An 18,513-nucleotide genomic window follows, 5' to 3' on the forward strand; every position below is an offset into this window, starting at 1 on the left:
CAGGCAGGAGAGCTGGCCGCGGCGGAGCCGGGCAGGTGGCGTGTCGGCCGCCAGCTGGCCCGGCGCTCCCTCGTCACGCCGCCGTCCATGGCGGCGATGCTCAGGCCGCTGGAGACCCGTGGGCCGATCTTCCGCGCCCCGAACCCACGGAGAAAACAGCCGGTTGACGCGACGGGCCCATGCCGGCTAGCTGCTCAGAACGGAAACTCGCGCGCCTGCCGGCGTACGGTGATCCACCGGGCCTCGGTGAACTCTTCGACCGCGAAGCCGACGCCGAATCGTCCCCAGCCACTTTCCTTGACGCCCCCGAAGGGCATCTGGGGTTCGTCGTTCACTGGCTGGTCGTTGACGTGGACGATTCCCGCCTGAAGCTGACGTGCCACTTCCAGACCTTCCTGCGGGTCGGCCGCGAGCACGGCCGCTGTCAGTCCGAAGCCGGAGGCATTGGCTCGCGCGATGGCCTCCTCGCGATCTCTGACGACCTCGAGGACGACGACCGGCCCGAAGGTCTCGTCGACGGCGAGCTCGATGTCGTCCGGCACGTCGGTGAGGATCGTCGCCGGAAAACAGGGCGGCGAGGGGGTTCCGCCGGCCAGGATACGTGCGCCTCGTTCGACCGCCTGCTCCACCCGGCGGGTGAGCAGCGACAGCGCCCAGTGGTTGATGATGGGCCCGATGACGGTGTCGGAATCCTCGGGATCGCCCATGGGCAAAGCGGATACCTTGGCGGCGAATCGCTGGGAGAACTCCTGCGCGATGGACTCCTCCACGAAGATCCGCCGCGCGCACATGCACACCTGGCCCTGGTGCACGAAGGCACCGTAGGCGGCGGCGTTGACCGCGTAGTCGAGGTCGACGCCCGCGAGGACCAGAAGCGGGTTCTGTCCGCCGAGCTGCAGCACGACCCGTTTGAGGTGCCGGCCTGCGGCCTCCGCCAGCCGCCGCCCCGTCGCGGTCGAACCGGTGAAGTTGATCCGTCGTACCAGCGGGTTGGCCAGCAGCTCGTCGCCGATGAAACTCGCCTCGCCCGGCGCGTGCGTGACGACGTTGAGCACGCCCGGTGGCAGGCCGGCCTCCTCGAACACCTGGGCCCACACCGCGCCGGCGGTGAGCGGAGCCTCCTCCGAGGGTTTCAGCACGACGGTGTTACCCAGCGCCAGCGGTCCCGCGATCGCCCGGGCCGACAGCGTCAGGGACGCGTTCCACGGCGCGATCGCGCCCACGACGCCCACGGGCTGACGCACTGCCAGCGAGTAGGTCCCCCGCTGGTCCGACGGCAGCAGCTGGCCCGTGGCGGCATAGGGAAGGGCCGCGCACTGCCGCAGGAGGGCGCCCGCGAAGCGGACCTGCACCTCGGCGAAGTGACGGCCACAGCCAGTCTCTCTGGCCAGCAGGACGATGAGCTCGTCCCATCGCCGATCCAGCACCTCCGCCGCTCGCAGGAAGATGCGCTGACGCTCATGCGGCAGCGAGCTCGACCAGTCAGTGAGCGCCCGCTGCGCGACGTCGATCGCGGCGCGGGCGTCGTCCGCGTCCCCAGCGGCGACGGTCGCCATGACCTCGCCACTCCACGGGCTGTGGCTCTCGTAGGTACGTCCGTTGAAGGAGTCGACCCACTGGCCGTCGATGTAATGACGGATGGTGGTTGGTCCGCCAATCGCCCCGTTGCGCCGCGTGTCGCCGGACGTCGCGGACTGGGCCATCAGCTGCGCCGCTCCTTCACAGGTTGTGGGGCCGTGTACAGATGATATCCGAGTGGCAACTGGACGGGCAGACGGTCACTGACGACCGTCCACAGCCCGCGTGGTAGGAAGAGCGCGAACAGGACCGCGATCACCCCGAGGCCGATGAGATACCAGGCCCCCTGGTCGGCGAATTGCTGTTGGACGACGAAGAAGATGATTGCCCCGAGAATCGGCCCTTCGAAGGTACCCAGACCGCCCACCAGCACCATGAAGATCATGTAGGCCGAATACTGGACCCCGAAGATTGACTGCGGCTGGATGAACAACGTGTTCGCGAGGATGAGCGCACCCGCCGCGCCGCAGCCGAATCCCGCGAGAACGAAGATCCCGAACTTCAGCGGCCGGACCCGTACCCCGAGCGAGGCCGCCGCCTCCTCGTCGTCCCGGATGGCCTGGAGCGCGGAGCCGGTCTTCAGCCGGAGCAGCAGGAACAGGGCGCCGAGCAGGACGATCAGGACCGCCAGCGTCAGCCAGTAGATGTAGGCGCGGCGCAGCTCCGGGGCGTAGGAGTTCAGACCCTGCAGCGAGACCCCCGTGCCACCGCCGAGGCCTTTGTCGAGTACCACCAGAAGCCCGAGCGCTTCGGCGACCACCCACGTGCCGACGGCCAGGTGACCGCCTTTGAGCTGCAGCACGAGAAGGGCCACGACCGCAGCGAGAACCGCAGACAAAGCGGCGGCGAGAATCATGGAAGGGAACGGCGAGATGCCTTGATGGGTAAGCCAGATCGTCGCGTAGGCGCCGAATCCGATGAAGGCCTGCTGCCCGACCGATACCATCCCTCCATAGCCCGCGAGAGCGTTCCACATGACCGCGAGAATCATGAATATGAACAGGTTCGTACATTGCAGGACGACATTCGTGGTGAACAGCATGGGCACCGCGAACAGCGCGGCCCCGAGAACCAGGAGGACACCCGACATCGCCTTCGATGCCGGGGTCGAGCGGGCGATGCGGGACTGGGCTGGGTGGCTGGCGGCCCGGGTCGCGACGGGCGTGGAAGTCATGCGAGGGCCTTCCGGGGAGCCAGGGCCTTGATACGCGGGAGGACGAGCGCGACGAGGAAGAGCAGGTGGCCCGCGAGGATGGAGTACTGAGGGTCGATCGTGGCCCCGATGGTCTGCGCCACCCCGAGCGCGATGCCGCCGACCAGCGTTCCCCACAGCGAGCCCAGGCCACCGATGATGACGGCCTCGAACGCGAAGATCAGCTGGGCCGGGCCGCTGCCTGGGCCGAAGGAGGTCCGGATGGCGAGGAAGGCACCGGCGATGCCCGCGGTGGCCACGGCGATGGCGACGGCGCGGGCATACACCGCCGAGGCCGGGATCCCGACCAGTCCAGCGGTGTCCGGATCCTGCGCGGTGGCCCGCATCTCGCGGCCGAACGGGGTCCTGCGCAGGGTGTAGTGCAGGCCGCCGAGCACCACGACCGAGACGACCAGCAGCACGACGCCCAGATAGGGGATCGACAGGTCCTCGGCCACCTTCCAGCTGCCGGTCGACAGGGTGCCGACGTCGGAGCCGAGCGAGCGCACATCCGGGGAGAACACCTGCAGGAACCCGTTCTGCAGCACGATCGACAGCCCGAACGTCGCCAACAGCGGCACCAGGGGTCCGCCGCGGAGGCTGCGGGCGAGGACCGTGCGCTGCAGCCCGTATCCCACGGCGAGCATCGCGGGAAGAACCAGCGGGATCGCGAGGAACGGTGACAGGCCCGTCTGGTCGGTCACCAGCCAGACGAGGAACGCGCCGAGGATGGCGAGGTCGCCGTGCGCCAGGTTGATGATCCGCATGACTCCGAAGATGAGTGACAGCCCGCAGGCGAGTAGCGCGTAGAGACTGCCCAGGAAGATGCCCTGGACGACGGCGTTGACGATGTTCACGATGTCCCTACTTCCGCGCTGGCGACGTCGGTTGGGTTCGACGCGCGGTCGGGTATGGGCGCGGACCCGATTCCGAAGTAGGCGGCGGTGACCTGCTCGCGGGTCACCGACGGCGTGGGTGCCTCGAGTGCGACGCGGCCTTCGAGGACGCAGATGACCCGCTGACTGACCGAGAGCGCGCGTTCGAGGTCCTGTTCGACGAGGACGACGGTCACGCCGGCCGTCAGCAGGCGGGTCAGGGACTCATAGACGGCGTCCACGGCGACGGGGGCGAGCCCGAGAGACGCCTCGTCGATGAGGAGCACTCGCGGGTTGGTCACCAGGGCGCGCGCGATGGCGGCGGCCTGCTGCTGGCCGCCGGAGATCCGCGACGCCAGCCTTCCGGCAATCGGGCGCAGCATGGGGAAGGCGTCGAGAACCGTGGCGACGGTCCATTCCCCTTTCCGGCCGCGCCGCGCGGCCACCTGGAGGTTCTCGAGCACGGTGAGCTCGGGGAACAGCCGACGGCCCTCGGGGACCAGAGCCAGCCCCCTGGCCACCCGCCGGTGAGCCGGGACGGTGGTGATGTCCTCGCCGAACAGCCGGACGTGGCCCGCGTCGATGGGATGCGCGCCGGCGATCGCCCGCAACAACGTCGTCTTCCCCGACCCGTTGGCGCCGACGAGCGCGAGCGTCTCCCCCTCGACGAGCGAGAGGGAGACCCCTCGGACCGCGTGGAGCAGGCCGTGCTTCGCATGCAGATCGGTGACTTCCAGCGCCGTCATGAGCGTGTCTTCCCGAGGTAGGCGTCCACCACCGTCGCGTCCCGCAGCACCGTGTCCGGATCACCGTCGGCGATGATCTTCCCGGCGTCCATCGCGACGAGACGGTCGATGACGCGGACCAGCACATGCACGATGTGCTCGATCCACACCAGGGACATTCCGCGCTCGCGAAGCCGCAGGATCGTGCCGACGAGCTCGTCGGCCTCCGAGTCGGTCAGCCCCGCGCCGATCTCGTCGAGGAGCAGGACCGTCGGACCGGTCGCCAGCGCCCGGGCCAGTTCGAGCCGCTTGCGGTGCAGCAGTCCGAGCGTCTCGGCGCGGCGGTTGGCGAGGCTGGCGAGGCCGCACACCTCGACGACCTCGATGGCCCGGTCGAAGCGCTCGCGTCGGCGTAGCTGGCCGCCGTGGGCCGCGCCCACGATGACGTTCTCCAGCACGGTCATCCCGCCGAACGGCTTCGGCACCTGGAACGCCCGCGCGAGGCCCAGCCGGCAGCGGCGTTCGGCGCCGAGGCGGGTGATCTCCGTGCCGCGCAGGCTGATCGTGCCCGCGGCCGGGCGCACCGTACCCGACAGGGCGGACAGCAGGGTCGTCTTGCCCGCGCCGTTGGGTCCGACGATGCCGACCGCCTCTGCGGCGCCGACGTGGAAGTCGACGCTGTCGAGGACCCGCACGTCGCCGTAGCGGACCGACAGGCCGCGCGCGACGAGCTCTCCCTGCGCCTGGCTGTCGCGCGTGGACGCGTTCCCGGCCGCCACCGTGGTGCCCGCCGTCATGTGCCGTAGGGCTTGAGCTGCGCGGCGACCGGAACCTTCAGGTCGGAGGAGTTCTCGCACAGCACGAAGTCGAGCGGGTACTTGCCCGAGGTGGCTGGGACCCACTGACCGCCGAGGATGGGGGTCGCGACGACGTTTCCGTTGGGGCCCTTGCCCCACTGCAGGTTGCCCACCGACGTCTCCACCGACAGGGCGCCGATCGCGTTCGCCACCGCGCTCTTGTCCTTGGGGTCCGGCGCCGCCTTCAGCGCGGCCGCCGCGACGTCGAACAACGCGAGACTCGGGCCCAGCTGCTGGGTCCACTGCTTGCCGGTCTTCTGCTGGTAGCCCGCGCCCAGGTCCTTCGAGGAGATGCCCGTCAGCGAGGAGGTGTACGGGTAGGTCGGTGTCCAGTAGGCGCCACCGGCCAGGCCGACGCCGATCGAGCCCAGGGACTCGACCTGGGAGGCGAACAGGCCGGTCTTGGCGACCTGGGCGATCTTCGGTTTGTATCCCTGCTGGGCCGCCTGATGCCAGAAGGTCGCGAAGTCGGGCGGAAGCGGGAAGGTGTTGAAGATCTCCGTGCCCTCGGCCTTGAACCTCGCGATCTGCGACGAGTAGTCGTTCGTGCCGTCGGTGTAGGCACCGGGATCGGTGATCGTGTATCCCGCGCTCTGCAGCTTCGGCCCGAGCGCCGCGCGGATGGCGTTCCCGTCGGCGTCGTTGGGCCACATGACGCCGACCTTGCGGTTGGTCGCGACCTGCGGCCACATCGTCGTGTAGGCGTTGGCGAACTGCTCGACACCGAAGCAGAAATGATAGACGTACTTGAAGGCCTTCTTGTCCGACTCCTTCGCGCCGCGGCCGAAGTACCAGGCCTCCCACGGCACGACCGTCGAGATGCAGGGCACCCCGGCCGCCTCGCAGGCGTCGGAGACGGGGTTCACCGTCTCGGGGGTCGATGTGGTGAGCATCAGGTCGACGCCGGTCCCGCTAATGAGGTCGTTGGCGACCTGACCGCCCCGTTGGGGGTCCGACTGACCGTCCTTGTCGAAAATCTGCACGTCGTATTTCTTGCCGCCGATGGTCAGGCCCTTGCTCAGCACGCCCCGGGCCAGGCCGAGCACGTACGAGTCCGGCTCACCGAAGGCCGCGGCCGGCCCTGTCCGCGGGCTGACGAAACCAATTTTGATTGTCTGCGTCGAGCCGCCGCCCCCACCGCCCCTGACCGAGCACGCCGACAGAACCGGCCCGGCCGTGGCCATCGCCGCGACACCCAGGCCGGCCTTCAGAAGTCCTCGCCGGTCCGGAACCCAGATCTCGGGTCTACCTAAAGGGGTCACCGGTGTCCTCCATGGGTTGTGGGGTCGCCGGATGATTCGCGTGACGCACGCCACGTGTCAACAATTCGTTCCAGCAGCTGGAACCGCGTTCCGCTACGGTGCGGGCATGGCCTCGAACGGCACCGGCGCGCCGGCAACGCCCGATGGCGACCCGATCGCCTCCACCAGCCAGGCACTGGAACGCGGGCTCTCGGTCCTGTCGGCCCTGGGCGCCGAGCGGGCCCCGCTGGGGCTGGTGGAGATCAGCCGCGCGGTCGGGCTGAGCAAGAGCACCTGCCATCGCTACATGGCGACCCTGGTGAGCCTCGGCTTCGTCGAACAGGACGCCGGCACGCGGCGCTACGCGCTCGGCCCGCAGGCACTCCAGCTCGGCTTCGCGGCGCTGTCCTCGCTGGAGCTCAGCAAGGTCGCGGCCCGGCCCCTGCAGACCCTCGCCGACGAGACGGGCCACACGGCCAACATGGCGGTGCTCGACGGCGCGGACATCGTGTACATCGAGCGCAGGCGCCCAACGCGGGCCGCGTTCCGCATCGAACTCAACATCCAGGTCGGGGCGCGGCTGCCCGCGTACTGCACGTCGATGGGAAAGGTCCTGCTCGCCTACCGCGATCCCGCGACCGTGCGCGCGATCCTCGACCGGACCGACCTGGCGCGTCGCGGGCCCAAGACCGTGACGGCCCGCGAACAGCTGACGACGATCCTGGCCAAGGTGGTGGCCGACGGCCTCGCCGTCAACGACGAGGAACTCGCTCCCGGCCTCCGCTCGATCGCGGCGCCGGTACGCGACCGCTCGGGGCAGGCCGTCGCGGCGGTCAACATCTCCGTTCACCTCGGCGCGTGGAACGCCTCGATGGAGGCTGTGGCGCGCCGCCTCGAGGGACCACTGCGGCGGACAGCGGGAGAGATCTCGTCGCGGCTGGGGTACCTCGGCACCCTGGACGGTTCCGGTGGATAGAACAGCAGTTCCTCGAACGGAACTCTGGATTGCCTTGCTGTGATCGTCGCCATAGCGTCCCGGACGACCATTCGGGAGCTAGGGAGACGCTGTGCTGCTCGAACCCGCCACCTGGACCGGCAACATCTTCATCGAGGGAGCCTGGGGGCCTGGTTCTGCCGGAATAGCCAAGATCATCGAGCCGGCTACCGGCGACTCGCTCGGCGAGATCGGCATGGCCAGCGCCGCCGACGTCGCGCGCGCCGGCGCGGCCGCGGTGAAGGCGCAGCGCGCATGGGCCGCCCTTCCTCATCCCGAGCGCGCAGCCGTGCTGCGCCGCGCGGGCGCGCTGTTCGCCGAGCACGCCGCGGAAATCACCGGATGGAACATCCGCGAGGTCGGCGCGATCCCGGCGATGGCGGGGTTCTCGGTGCACACAGCCGAGCAGGAATGCTTCGAGGCAGCGGCGCTGCCGGGCCGGCCCACCGGCGAGATCCTGCCGAGCGAGCAGCCCCGGCTCTCGCTCGCGCGCCGCGTCCCGGCCGGCGTCGTGGCGGTCATCTCTCCGTTCAACGTGCCGCTCATCCTCAGCATCCGCTCGGTGGCGCCCGCCCTGGCACTCGGCAACGCGGTCATCCTCAAGCCCGATCCGCGCACCCCCGTGACGGGGGGCGTGTCGATCGCCCGTGTCTTCGCCGAGGCGGGCCTGCCCGCCGGCGTGCTGCAGGTCCTCCCCGGCGGGGCCGACGTCGGGGAGGCACTCGTCGTGGACCCGGCGGTGCGGGTCATCTCCTTCACGGGCTCCACCCAGGCCGGCCGCCGCGTCGGTGAGCTCGCGGGCAGGCACCTCAAGCGCGCCCACCTCGAGCTCGGTGGCAACTCGGCGATGGTCGTGCTGGAGGACGCGGACGTCGACGAGGCCGTGACGCTGGCGGCGTTCGGCTCCTACTTCCATCAGGGCCAGATCTGCATGACGACCGGGCGGCACGTCGTGTCCGAGCGGCTGTATGACGAGTTCGTCGCGAAGCTCGCCGCGAAGGCGGCGGCCCTCCCCGTCGGCGACCCCGCCGTCGCCCAGGTCGCGCTCGGCCCGCTGATCGACGCCGGCCAGCGCGACAAGATCCACAAGATCGTGACGGACACGGTCGCCGCGGGCGGGCGCGTCGCCGCGGGCGGCACCTACACGGGGCTCTTCTATCAGGCCACGGTGCTCGCCGACGTGCCCCCCGACTCACGCGCCTTCGCCGAGGAGATCTTCGGCCCGATCGCCCCGGTGGCGAAGTTCTCCACGTTGGACGAGGCGGTCGAGCTGACCCGCGGCGAATACGGCCTCGCGCTGGGAATCGTGACCAGAAACGCCGTCGGCGCGCTGGCACTCGCGGATCGGATCCCGACCGGAATCGTGCACATCAATGACCAGACCGTCAACGACGAGGCGAACAGCCCGTTCGGCGGTGTGGGTGCCTCCGGAACCGGTGCTCGATTCGGCGGGCCGGCGGCCAACGTCGAGGCATTCACGGAGACCCGATGGATCACCATGCGCGATCAGCCAGCCACCTATCCTTTCTGAGTCGGACGGGGAACCGCGCGCATGAAGATCTCCGCGGCTGTCGTCGAGGAGCATGACGGCCCGTTCAGCATCCAGACGGTCGAACTCGACGAACCGGGTCCGGGAGAGGTTCTCGTCCGGCTCGTCGCGACCGGCATCTGCCACACCGACGGGCTGGCTCGCCACGGCGACCTGCCTTTCCCGTTACCGGGCGTCCTGGGGCACGAGGGCGCCGGGCGCGTCGCCGCGGTCGGCCCCGGAGTCACCGAAGTCGGCGTCGGTGACGGTGTCGTCATCGGCTGGCCGTCCTGCGGCCAGTGCCGCAACTGCCACCGGGGCCAGCCCCGCTACTGCGCCCGGCTGGGCGATGCCCTCGCGGGCGGTGGCCGCCTCGGTGGCGAATCCGCGTTCCGCCGCTCCTCCGGCGCTCCGCTGCACAGCCACTTCTTCGGGCAGTCGTCGTTCGCCAGCCACTCGCTCACGACAGCCGCCGCGCTGGTGAAGGTTCCCGACGACCTCCCCCTCGAGCTGATGGGCCCGCTGGCCTGCGGGATCTCGACCGGGGCCGGCGCCGTGTTCAACGACGCCCGCCCTGGCCCGGGCGACAGCCTCGTCGTCTACGGCGTGGGCACCGTCGGGCTCGCGGCCATCATGGCTGCCCGCAACTCCCCCGCGACCCGCATCATCGCGGTCGACCGGCACGACCGCCGGCTGCGGCTGGCGACCGAGCTCGGGGCGACGGACGTCGTCAACGCCGCGGACGTCGATCCCGTCGCCGCCGTCCACGGCATCTGCGGCGGCCCGGCGGACCTCGCCCTGGAGTGCACCGGAGTGATCAGCGTCGTGCGGCAGGCCGCCGACTCGGTCGGGATGCTCGGCACCTGTTACCTGATCGGGGGTGCACCGGCCGGCGCCGCATTCACCCTCGACCACATCTCCACGCTGTGGGGCAAGCGGATCATCGGCCTTCTCGGCGGCAGTGGCCTGAGTTCCCAGCTCATTCCCGCGGTGATGGACCTGTTCGCCCAGGGCCGCTTCCCCTTCGACCGGCTGGTGGAGTTCTTCGACTTCGCCGACGTGGAGAAGGCACTCGACGCGTCGTACGCCGGCACCGTCGTCAAGCCGGTCCTGCGTCTGCCATCCTGACCGTCGGCGGGACCGGACGGGCTATCGCGACGCGCCGGTCAGCGCGTGGGCCAGCCTGTATAGCCCTCGGCGAGATAGGTGGTACCGGCCCGGGAGGAGACGAGGCTGTCCAGCTCACCCAGCTGGCGTAACTCGTCGAACGCGGTCGCGCCCGGGACGAGGTGGAGCATGCTGGTCATCCAGTACGAGAAGTGCTGGGCCTTCCATACCCGGCCTAGCGCCTGGCCCGCGCAGCGGTCCAGGGCGGCCTGGTCGTTCTTGACGAGTGCCCGCTCGATGGCCTCGGCGAGGAGCCGGGCGTCCGCGAGCGCAAGGTTCAGGCCCTTGGCACCGGTCGGCGGCACGGTATGCGCGGCGTCGCCGGCGAGCACCAGCCGGCCGTACCGCATCGGGGCCTGAACGAAGCTGCGGAACGGGAGCACGGTCCGCTCGATGACCGGCCCTTCCTGGAGCCGGAAACCGTCCTCGCCGGCCACCCGGCGCTGCAGCTCGTCCCAAATGCGGTCGTCGGACCAGTCGTCGGCGTTCTCGCTCGGGTCGCACTGGAAATACATTCGCTGTATCGACGCGGTGCGCTGGCTGATGAGTGCGAATCCCTGCTGGGCCCGGGTGTAGACCAGTTCGGGCGCGCTGGGCGGTGCCTGGACGAGTATGCCGAACCAGGCGAACGGATATTCGCGGAAGTACTGCGTGGCCCCGTCGACCAGGGCTCGGCAGATGCTCCGCGAGCCGTCAGCACCGACGACCAGATCCGCCGTGATCTCGTGGCGACGGCCGTCCACGTCGGTGTACCGGACCCGGGGCGCGTCCAGAACGTCGAGGACCTCGGTGTCGCTGATGCCGTACCGCAGGTCCGCGCCGTCGCCGGTGCGGGCCCGGTGGAGGTCGACGAACACGTCGGTCTGCGGATACAGCCAGCACGAGGCGCCGATGAGGCCCTCGAAATCGATCCGATGGCTGGCCCCGGCGAACCGCAGGGAGATGCCCTCGTGCCGGTGCCCGTCCGTGAGCACCCGGTCGACGCCCGAGTCGACCAGGAGGCGGACGCTGTCGCGTTCCAGGATGCCGGCCCGGTGCGTGGTCTCGATGGTGTGGGCCGTCCGGTTGTCGACGACGACGCTGTCCAGCCCGGCGAGGTGGAGCAGGTGGGAGAGCATCAGCCCGGCCGGCCCGCCGCCGACGATCGCGACGCGGGTGCGAGTGATGGTGGCGATCACGGTCATGAGCGCTCCGTTCGAGGCCCGAGGAATCTGAGCACCAACGCGCGCACCGGCCGCCTGCCGGCGGTGCGTCGGCCCAGGAGGGCGTCGCGGGTCGCCGTCGGCGCCCGGTCACTGCTCCCCCTGCGTCCGCAGTGCCTGCGCGGCGATCCTGAAGGCCGTGTTCGCGGCCGGGACCCCGCAGTAGATCGCGCTCTGCAGGATGACCTCCTTGATCTCCTCGACGGTCAGCCCGTTGCGCAGCGCGGCCCGGACATGCATCTCGAGCTCCTCGTGATGGCCGCGGGCGATGAGCGCGGTGATCGTGATCATCGAGCGGCTGCGGCGGTCGAGCCCGGGCCGGGTCCAGATGGAGCCCCAGGCATACCGGGTGATGAACCGCTGGAACTCGTTCGTGAAGTCGGTGGCCGCCGCGGTCGCGCGGTCGACGTGGGCGTCGCCGAGGACCTGCCGGCGCACCGCCAGGCCGGCGTCGTACAGCTCGTCGACGGTCGGCGACGGGGCGGGCGGCTGGCCACGGAGCAGGTCCGCGACCTGCCGTGGCTGCTCGGCCGGGGCCAGATGCGCGGCGCCGTCGAGCACGGCGAGCCGTCCGTCCCGCACGCCGTCCGCGATCTGCCGGAGGCTGGCCGGCGGGGTCACCACGTCCTGAGCACCGGCGAGGGCGAGCACCGGCGCGGCTATCTCGGCCAGCCGGTCCCGGACGTCGAAGTCGGCGAGCGCCTCACAGGCCCACGCGTATCCCTCCGCGTCGACAGAGGCGAGATCACGCAGCAGCTCCGCAACGACCGCCGGCTGCCGGTCGGCGAAACCGGGCGCGAACCAGCGCTGGGCCGAGCCGGTGACCATGGCGGCGCAGCCGGACGCGCGCACGGTCACGGCTCGGTCGTGCCAGGCCCCCGCCTCACCGATCTTCGCACCGGTGCACAGGAGCGTGGCGCGCTCCACGCGGCCCGGGGCGTCGAGCAGCAGCCGCAGGCCGACGGCGCCGCCGAGCGAGACGCCCGCGTAGGCGAACCGGGGCGCGCCGTCGCCACGGGCCGCGCCTACCTCGTCGACATAGCCGAGGACGCCCTGGGCGAGTTCGGCGACCRTGAAGGACCCGGCGACGGGGGCGCCGCCATGGCCGGGCAGGTCCCAGCCGACGACGTGGAAGACGTCGCCGAGCAGACCGGCGGCCGTGGACCACAGAACCGCCGACGACGTGCCCAGCGATGGGCCGACCACCAGGAGTGGCTGATGGGGGCGGCCTGAGAGCCGGGCGCCCGTGAGGCGCGGAACCGTCATCGCGTGTCCTCCAGGTAGCCGCGGGCGCGCGCGAGCACGTCGGCGACGACGGTGTCGGCCACACCGAGGTAGTCGTCGCCGGACGGCTCGCCGCCGGCGAAGGCGGCGATCGAGCGGCGCTCAGCGGTCAGCTCGGCCCAGGCTTTCCTGGCCGTGGCGCCCATCCGGGCGTCGTCGACCCGCAGCCCGCGAAGCAGCTCGCTGGTCTGGCTTGCCGCGACGACCGTCCGGCGGGCCAGGTCACGGACCGCCGGCCACTCGGCGTGCCAGGCGCCGTCCGGCCGCTCGTCCCCGGCGAGCGCCGCCGCCAGGTGCAGCGTCGACGCCAGCGGCGGCGCCGTGAGGGCCGCGCGGCGGATGAGCACCGACAGGACGGGGTTGTGCTTCTGCGGCATCGTCGACGATCCACCGCGCCCGTCACCGGAAGGTTCCGCGAGCTCACCGATCTCGGGACGGGACAGTGTCGCCGTGTCCGTCGCGATGTGCCCCCAGGCGTCGACACAGGCGACCAGCGCGTCGCCGATCGCGGCGAACGCCGTGCGGGTCGTGTGCCATGCAGGCGCGGCCCGCAGGCCGAGAACGGACGCGGCGTCCGCCACGGCGCCGGACACGGCGGCGACCGGATCAGCCACCCGGCGCAACCTGGCGAGTTCGACGGCTGCCGACAGGGTCCCGGCCGCGCCGCCGAACTGCGCCGGCAGCGGCACCCGCCGCAGGGAGTCGGCCGCGTCGAGCACGCCGGTGAGCCAGCCGGCGGCCTTGAGCCCGAAGGTCGTGGGGACGGCGTGCTGGGTGAGGGTACGTCCGGCGATCACCGTGCCGCGGTGCGCGTCGGCCAGCGTGGCGAGCGAGCCCACCTGGCCGCGCAGCTCCTGGAGCAGGCGCTCGACGACGTCGCGCAGCAGCAGGACGAGGCTGGTGTCGATCACGTCCTGGCTGGTCAGGCCACGGTGTGCCCAGGGCGCGCGTTCCCGCCACCGCGTCACGAGCGCTGGCACCGGGTTGCCGGCGCCCTCCGCCTCGCGGGCCACGGCGGCGAGCTCGCCGGGTCCGACGATCCCGGCGAGGTCGACGGTCTCCGGAGCGATGCCCGCCCGCGCGAGCGCGTCGAGCCACGCCTGCTCGACCCTCGTCATCGCCGCCAGCCACGCCGCCTCGGTGACCAGATCGCCCGCGCGCTCGTCACCGGGCCAGAAGAGATCACTCATACCGCGGCGTCACTGATCCGGGTAGCGCAGGAAGACGGTCTCGCCGGACCCCTGCAGGCGGATGTCGAACACGAGGCCCTGCTCGTCGCGCACGGCGATCAGGGTMCGGCGAGCCTCGGCGGGCAGCGCGGACAGCAGCGGGTCGGCCGTCAGCGCCGCGGGGTCGTCGGGTAGGTAGGCGCGGGTGAAGAGCCGGTGCAGGAGGCCACGGGCGAAGACCGTGACGGCGAAGAACGCCGCTCGGCCCGGTTCGGTCGATCCGGGCACGAGGGTCCTGAACACGTACGACCCCTCCGGTCCGGTGGCCGCCCGGCCGAATCCGCTGAAGGTCCGGCCGTCGCGGCGCAGCGAACCGGTGTCGCGCGGAACCGTACCGTCGGGGCGGGCCTGCCAGATCTCGACGAGCGCGTCCGGCACCGTGTCGCCCGCGCCGTCGAGCACCCGGCCCCGCAACAGCACGGCTCCCGGGCTGTCCAGCGGCACCAAATCGTGATCGCCGTCGTACGGCAGGCCAAGGTGGAAGAACGGCCCGACAGTCTGGCCAGGAGTCGCGATCATTGTCATGGGGCGTCCTCGGACTCCAGATGGGTCCGCCCGGCGCCGGTCACGACCACGTCCCACCGGTAGCCGGTTGCCCACTCATGGCTGGTCAGATCGTGGTCATAGCTCGCGACCAGCCTCTTCCGGGCTCGCGGATCGAGAATCGACTGGTAGATCGGGTCGAGCGCGAACAGCGGATCGCCCGGAAAGTACATCTGCGTGACCAGGCGCTGGGTGAAGCTGGTGCCGAACAGCGAGAAGTGGATGTGCGCCGGCCGCCAGGCGTTGAAGTGGTTGCGCCAGGGGTACGGACCCGGCTTGATCGTCTGGAACCGGTACCGGCCCTCGGCGTCGGTCAGGCATSGCCCCGCGCCGGTGAAGTTCGGGTCGAGCGGTGCCGGATGCTGGTCGCGCTGGTGCACATACCGACCCGCGGCGTTGGCCTGCCAGATCTCCACCAGCTGACCACGAACCGGGTGGCCGTCCGCGTCCATCACCCGCCCGGTGACGACGACGCGCTCGCCGATCGGCTCGCCGGGATGGCCGGCCGTCAGGTCGGCGTCCGCCGGGGCGACGTCGCGGTCACCGAAGCACGGCGCCCAGCGCTCGATCGTCTCAGGGTCCACGCGGTGCGGGTCACGGGTCGGGTGCCGCAGCAGGCTGCTGCGGTACGGCGGATAGTCCAGCCGTGGCTGGGTCTCCTCGGTACCCGCCTGGCGGTAGCGAGCCCCGATGGCCGCGATCTCGGAGCTGATCACGGACGGTGGCTCCAGCTCGCGGGCCGACGTGGCATTACGGCTCATGGTCTGCACGGTAGGTCGAGCCACGCACGCGGACGAACACGATCTTTCCGCTCAGTGGAAGACTGGATCCGATGGCGGGAAACACTGGAACACCGGGGGCGACCGTCGTGGGACGGGTCATGGCGATCCTCGACGCGTTCGACGACCGGCACCCACGGCTGCCGCTGTCCGAGATCGCGCGGCGCACCGGCCTGCCACCAGCCACGGTCCACCGGCTGGCGGGCGAGCTCACCCTGCAGGGCGCCCTCGCCCGCGCCGACGGCGACTACGTCATCGGCCGGCGCCTGTGGGAGATCGGCCTGCTGGCCCCGATCGAGTCGACCCTGCGCGAGACGGCCTCGCCCTTCCTGCATGACATCCATGCCGCCACCCGAGCCACGGTCCACCTCGCGGTACGTGACGGGGATGAGGTGCTCTACCTGGAGCGGATGGCGGGTCGGGCGTCGGTCCCGGTCGTCAGTTCGGTGGGCTCGACGCTGCCGATGCACGCGACCGGGGTCGGCAAGGTCCTGCTCGCCTACGCGCCCGCGGACGTCCGCGGGCGCGTCCTCGGATCGCTCACCCGCATCACGTCGTACACGGTCACTCATCCGGGAAGGCTCCGCGAGCAGCTGACGCAGATCCGGCACGCCGGCTACGCGACGACGGTCGAGGAGATGTCGCTGGGCGCCTGCTCGGTGGCCGTGCCGGTTCGCCGCGACGACCGGGTCGTCGCGGCGATCGGCGTCGTCGTGGCCACCCTCCGACGTGACCGCGGGCGGCTCACGGCCGCGCTGCAGGTCGCCGCGCAGGGCATCTCCCGCCAGCTGGGCACGGCACCGCCACGCTGAGCGCCCGCCAGGAACCGCGCCGCGAGCTCGCCGCCCGGGCTGCGTGAGCCGGGCATCCGGTCGCCGCCCGGCCGGTCAGCCGCCGGCGTCGCGTCTCTCCAGCGCCGCTACCCGGGCCTCGAGCGCGTCGATGCGGTCCTGCAGTAGTTCGATCAGCGCCTCCTCGCTCATGCGCCGTTCCAGGGTGCGGCGTAGTCGCGGGGAGTCCTTCGCCCGCGCGGCCACCATCGCCAGCGGGACCAGGCGCTGCGGACCGTGCGGGCCGTCGACGAGACGCGACGGGATCAGGTCGGCCCGGTACCAGGTCCGTAGCGCGGCACGGGACACCCCGGTGCGGGTGGTCGCCTGCTGGAGGGTCACCCAGTCGGAGTCCTCCAGCCGGGAGGCAAGTTCTCGCTCGGCGTCCCACCGGTCCAGACGATCATCCCAGCTCACGCCCACCTCCTCGATCCACCCTACTATTAACATGGTATTGACCAGGTCATGCAGCAGGGTGACGCTGCATTCATGTTCGAGCGATTCACCACCCAGGCCCGCCATGTCGTCGTCCTCGCCCAGGAGGAGGCCCGCGAACTCGATCACAACTACATCGGCACCGAGCACATCCTGCTCGGGCTGCTCGGCGAGACCGAGGGCATCGCCGCGCGCGCTCTGGCCGAGATCGACCTTTCGCTGGAGATGACCCGGTCGCGCGTCGTCGTCGCCGTCGGCCGGGGAAAGAAACCGCTGAAGGGCCACATCCCGTTCACCCCCCGCGCGAAGAAGGTCCTGGAGATGTCGCTACGGGAGGCGCTCGCCCTTCGGCACAACTACATCGGGACGGAGCACGTCCTGCTCGGCCTGCTGGAGCTGGGCGAGGGCCTGGCCGCGATCATGCTGGACGAGTGGAAGGTGGACAGCGCAGAGCTGCGCGCACGGGTCCTCGCGCTCATCGCCGAGGCAGGCGCCGACCGCACGGCCGGCCTTCCCCCGCTGACCGGCTCGCGGCGGCGAGTCTCGCTGGCCGACGACGACACCGGTGTCCTCGGCGCGGAGGAGGACGAGCCGCGCCGCACCGCGGCGGCCGTCGCGGGCATCTCGGCCGCGAACGGCTACGCCGGACACGACCCGGTCGGCTCGCACCACCTGTTGCTGGCCCTGCTCGGCGATCCCAACAACGCGGCGACCAGGACGCTGACGAGCCTTGGCCTCGATCTCTCGGCCGCCCGCGACGCCCTGCTGCGCGTCGATCTGACCGACACGTCGGACGAGCTGCCCGAGGTCACCGGGCGCCGCGGGATGTCGTTGCGCCTGACCGACTCGGCTGTCGTGGTGGAGGCCACCGACCGGCGGCTGGTCGGCCTGGCCCGACTCGCCTTCGCCGCGCTGAGCGGCCACCGCGCCTCACCGAACCCCGAAGCGGAGGCCGGGGACGACACCACCACTGCCCCATCCGACCCCGGGGCCGCTCCCACCAGTGAGGCCGAGCCGGCCGCCGAGCGGCTGCTCGACGGCCGGGATCCCCTCGCCGGGAGCCTGTCCGCCGTGTGGAAGGTGCTGGAGGTCAGCCTGGAGGACATCCGGTCGCGCGCCGCCACGGCGGGTCCGAGCGAGGCCGGGCCAGACAGCGCGGACGGGCCGGCCCCCGTTTGGCGCTACGACGAGCGGCCAGCGGAGCCATCGGCCCAGCAACGCGCGCCTCTCGCGGACCGACCGACTCCGCCAGAGCGTCCATGACCGATGACCAGGCCCATACTCATCCGACGGAACTCAGGATCTTCTCGATGGAGGCCGTACGAGTCCGCAGCTCGGCAACGTCGGTGGCGACCCGCTGCTGGGCGTCCATCGTGTTCTCCGCGAGCTGCTCGAACCGCTGGACGAGTTGCCTCAGGTCCTCCGTCTGCGCGGTCCGGAGCTTCGTCTTGCGGTAGTCGAAGGTGAACCAGAGGACCGCGATGGTCACGGCCGCGATAGCGATAAAAAAGGCGAGGGCGGCAATCCCCTCACCCGCGCTGAAGTCATCGGCGAGGTACATCAGGAACTCTCCTTGGATGCGTGACCCTTGTCCGGGTCATGGGTCGTGAGACTGCTCGCCGCGGCGGCCAGCGCGGACGCGGTCAGGCGCAGGTCGAAATCGGTGACCTCGTAGTACTTCATGGCTTTTCCGTCTTCGGAGAGCTCCAGGCTGCCGACGATCAGGCCGGCGGCCTCCAGGCGCTGCAGGTGCATGTGCATGAGCGGCCTGCTCACGCCGATCACCCGAGCCAGGTTGCTCACGTAGTCACGGCCGGTGGCCAGCGTGCCGACGATGCGCAGCCGCAGCGGATTGGCCAGGGCCGCCAGCATCTCGACCAGCTCGTCGCCGGTCGGCCGGGCCTCCGTCATGTCCCTCCTTCACATGAAAGAACTTCCTTACAGGTGAAAAGATAACACGCTATGCGTCTGGCGACACTGCCAAATAGGTGACGGAACCGGCGGGCTCACGGGCGAGCCCGGTGGACATCTCGCCCTGGCCCAGCGCGTCAACC

Annotated in this window: 19 protein-coding genes; 5 read left to right on the forward strand and 14 right to left on the reverse strand. The window is 70.9% G+C overall.

Annotation, left to right across the window (positions count from 1 at the left end; all coding sequences use genetic code 11):
* Positions 1–194: 194 nt before the first annotated feature.
* From BCD49_RS35695 to BCD49_RS35720, 6 genes are read right to left on the reverse strand one after another with little or no spacing between them, the layout of a single operon-like run.
* Entirely contained in the window at positions 195–1,703 is a 1,509-nt protein-coding gene (locus tag BCD49_RS35695) for an aldehyde dehydrogenase family protein (RefSeq protein ID WP_007512498.1), read from the reverse strand.
* A complete protein-coding gene (locus tag BCD49_RS35700; protein ID WP_007512499.1) occupies positions 1,703–2,752 on the reverse strand; it encodes a branched-chain amino acid ABC transporter permease in 1,050 nt (349 codons plus the stop codon). Before BCD49_RS35700 ends, BCD49_RS35695 begins: the two co-directional genes overlap by 1 nt.
* Positions 2,749–3,627, reverse strand: a complete 879-nt coding sequence (locus tag BCD49_RS35705) for a branched-chain amino acid ABC transporter permease (protein WP_007512500.1) — start codon at positions 3,625–3,627, stop codon at positions 2,749–2,751. The genes BCD49_RS35700 and BCD49_RS35705 overlap by 4 nt, the downstream gene beginning before the upstream one ends.
* Entirely contained in the window at positions 3,624–4,391 is a 768-nt protein-coding gene (locus BCD49_RS35710; protein ID WP_007512501.1) for an ABC transporter ATP-binding protein, read from the reverse strand. The genes BCD49_RS35705 and BCD49_RS35710 overlap by 4 nt, the downstream gene beginning before the upstream one ends.
* Positions 4,388–5,167 carry an ABC transporter ATP-binding protein gene (locus BCD49_RS35715; protein ID WP_007512502.1) on the reverse strand — a complete coding sequence of 260 codons (780 nt, stop codon included), beginning with the start codon at positions 5,165–5,167 and terminating at the stop codon, positions 4,388–4,390. Before BCD49_RS35715 ends, BCD49_RS35710 begins: the two co-directional genes overlap by 4 nt.
* Positions 5,164–6,411, reverse strand: coding sequence for an ABC transporter substrate-binding protein (locus BCD49_RS35720; protein WP_083401897.1), 1,248 nt, complete (start codon positions 6,409–6,411; stop codon positions 5,164–5,166). Before BCD49_RS35720 ends, BCD49_RS35715 begins: the two co-directional genes overlap by 4 nt.
* Positions 6,412–6,595: 184 nt before the next feature.
* Between BCD49_RS35720 and BCD49_RS35725 the strand changes: the two genes are divergently transcribed.
* The 3 genes from BCD49_RS35725 to BCD49_RS35735 all read left to right on the forward strand — a co-directional run bounded on the left by BCD49_RS35725 (position 6,596) and on the right by BCD49_RS35735 (position 10,118).
* On the forward strand, positions 6,596–7,444 hold the full coding sequence (locus BCD49_RS35725; RefSeq protein ID WP_007512504.1) for an IclR family transcriptional regulator: 849 nt from the start codon (positions 6,596–6,598) through the stop codon (positions 7,442–7,444).
* 91 nt (positions 7,445–7,535) lie between these two features.
* Complete coding sequence (locus BCD49_RS35730) at positions 7,536–8,993, forward strand: aldehyde dehydrogenase family protein (RefSeq protein WP_007512505.1); 1,458 nt, start codon at positions 7,536–7,538, stop codon at positions 8,991–8,993.
* Positions 8,994–9,014: 21 nt separating this feature from the next.
* Positions 9,015–10,118, forward strand: a complete 1,104-nt coding sequence (locus tag BCD49_RS35735) for an NAD(P)-dependent alcohol dehydrogenase (protein ID WP_007512506.1) — start codon at positions 9,015–9,017, stop codon at positions 10,116–10,118.
* Between the two features lie 38 nt (positions 10,119–10,156).
* Here BCD49_RS35735 and BCD49_RS35740 read toward each other — a convergent pair whose 3' ends face one another.
* The 5 genes from BCD49_RS35740 to pcaH all read right to left on the reverse strand — a co-directional run bounded on the left by BCD49_RS35740 (position 10,157) and on the right by pcaH (position 15,176).
* Complete coding sequence (locus BCD49_RS35740; RefSeq protein WP_007512507.1) at positions 10,157–11,341, reverse strand: 4-hydroxybenzoate 3-monooxygenase; 1,185 nt, start codon at positions 11,339–11,341, stop codon at positions 10,157–10,159.
* A 108-nt stretch (positions 11,342–11,449) separates the two neighbouring features.
* The gene (gene pcaDC, locus BCD49_RS35745) at positions 11,450–12,625 is read right to left on the reverse strand and encodes a bifunctional 3-oxoadipate enol-lactonase/4-carboxymuconolactone decarboxylase PcaDC (RefSeq protein WP_071042393.1); all 1,176 of its coding nucleotides are present in this window, start codon (positions 12,623–12,625) and stop codon (positions 11,450–11,452) included.
* On the reverse strand, positions 12,622–13,833 hold the full coding sequence (locus BCD49_RS35750; RefSeq protein ID WP_007512510.1) for a lyase family protein: 1,212 nt from the start codon (positions 13,831–13,833) through the stop codon (positions 12,622–12,624). The genes pcaDC and BCD49_RS35750 overlap by 4 nt, the downstream gene beginning before the upstream one ends.
* A 9-nt stretch (positions 13,834–13,842) precedes the next feature.
* Positions 13,843–14,391: a protocatechuate 3,4-dioxygenase subunit alpha gene (gene pcaG, locus BCD49_RS35755; RefSeq protein WP_027140609.1), complete on the reverse strand. Its 549-nt coding sequence runs from the start codon at positions 14,389–14,391 to the stop codon at positions 13,843–13,845.
* Positions 14,392–14,393: 2 nt separating this feature from the next.
* Entirely contained in the window at positions 14,394–15,176 is a 783-nt protein-coding gene (gene pcaH, locus BCD49_RS35760) for a protocatechuate 3,4-dioxygenase subunit beta (RefSeq protein WP_071042402.1), read from the reverse strand.
* Between the two features lie 71 nt (positions 15,177–15,247).
* Here pcaH and BCD49_RS35765 point away from each other — a divergent pair, with 71 nt between their 5' ends.
* Entirely contained in the window at positions 15,248–16,006 is a 759-nt protein-coding gene (locus BCD49_RS35765) for an IclR family transcriptional regulator (protein ID WP_027140607.1), read from the forward strand.
* Positions 16,007–16,081: 75 nt separating this feature from the next.
* Here BCD49_RS35765 and BCD49_RS35770 read toward each other — a convergent pair whose 3' ends face one another.
* Positions 16,082–16,441 carry a hypothetical protein gene (locus BCD49_RS35770; RefSeq protein ID WP_007512517.1) on the reverse strand — a complete coding sequence of 120 codons (360 nt, stop codon included), beginning with the start codon at positions 16,439–16,441 and terminating at the stop codon, positions 16,082–16,084.
* Between the two features lie 72 nt (positions 16,442–16,513).
* On the opposite strand from BCD49_RS35770, the gene BCD49_RS35775 reads away from it, so the two are divergent.
* Positions 16,514–17,722, forward strand: a complete 1,209-nt coding sequence (locus tag BCD49_RS35775) for a Clp protease N-terminal domain-containing protein (RefSeq protein ID WP_007512520.1) — start codon at positions 16,514–16,516, stop codon at positions 17,720–17,722.
* A 19-nt stretch (positions 17,723–17,741) separates the two neighbouring features.
* On the opposite strand, the gene BCD49_RS35780 is transcribed toward BCD49_RS35775, so the two are convergent.
* Both BCD49_RS35780 and BCD49_RS35785 read right to left on the reverse strand, forming a co-directional pair.
* Positions 17,742–18,020, reverse strand: a complete 279-nt coding sequence (locus BCD49_RS35780; RefSeq protein WP_007512522.1) for a hypothetical protein — start codon at positions 18,018–18,020, stop codon at positions 17,742–17,744.
* Positions 18,020–18,370 (reverse strand): ArsR/SmtB family transcription factor, encoded by a 351-nt coding sequence (locus BCD49_RS35785; protein WP_007512524.1) that lies wholly within the window; start codon positions 18,368–18,370, stop codon positions 18,020–18,022. The genes BCD49_RS35780 and BCD49_RS35785 overlap by 1 nt, the downstream gene beginning before the upstream one ends.
* Positions 18,371–18,513 lie beyond the last annotated feature (143 nt).

This window comes from Pseudofrankia sp. EUN1h, assembly GCF_001854645.1.
Taxonomy (GTDB): Bacteria; Actinomycetota; Actinomycetes; order Frankiales; family Frankiaceae; genus Pseudofrankia; species Pseudofrankia saprophytica.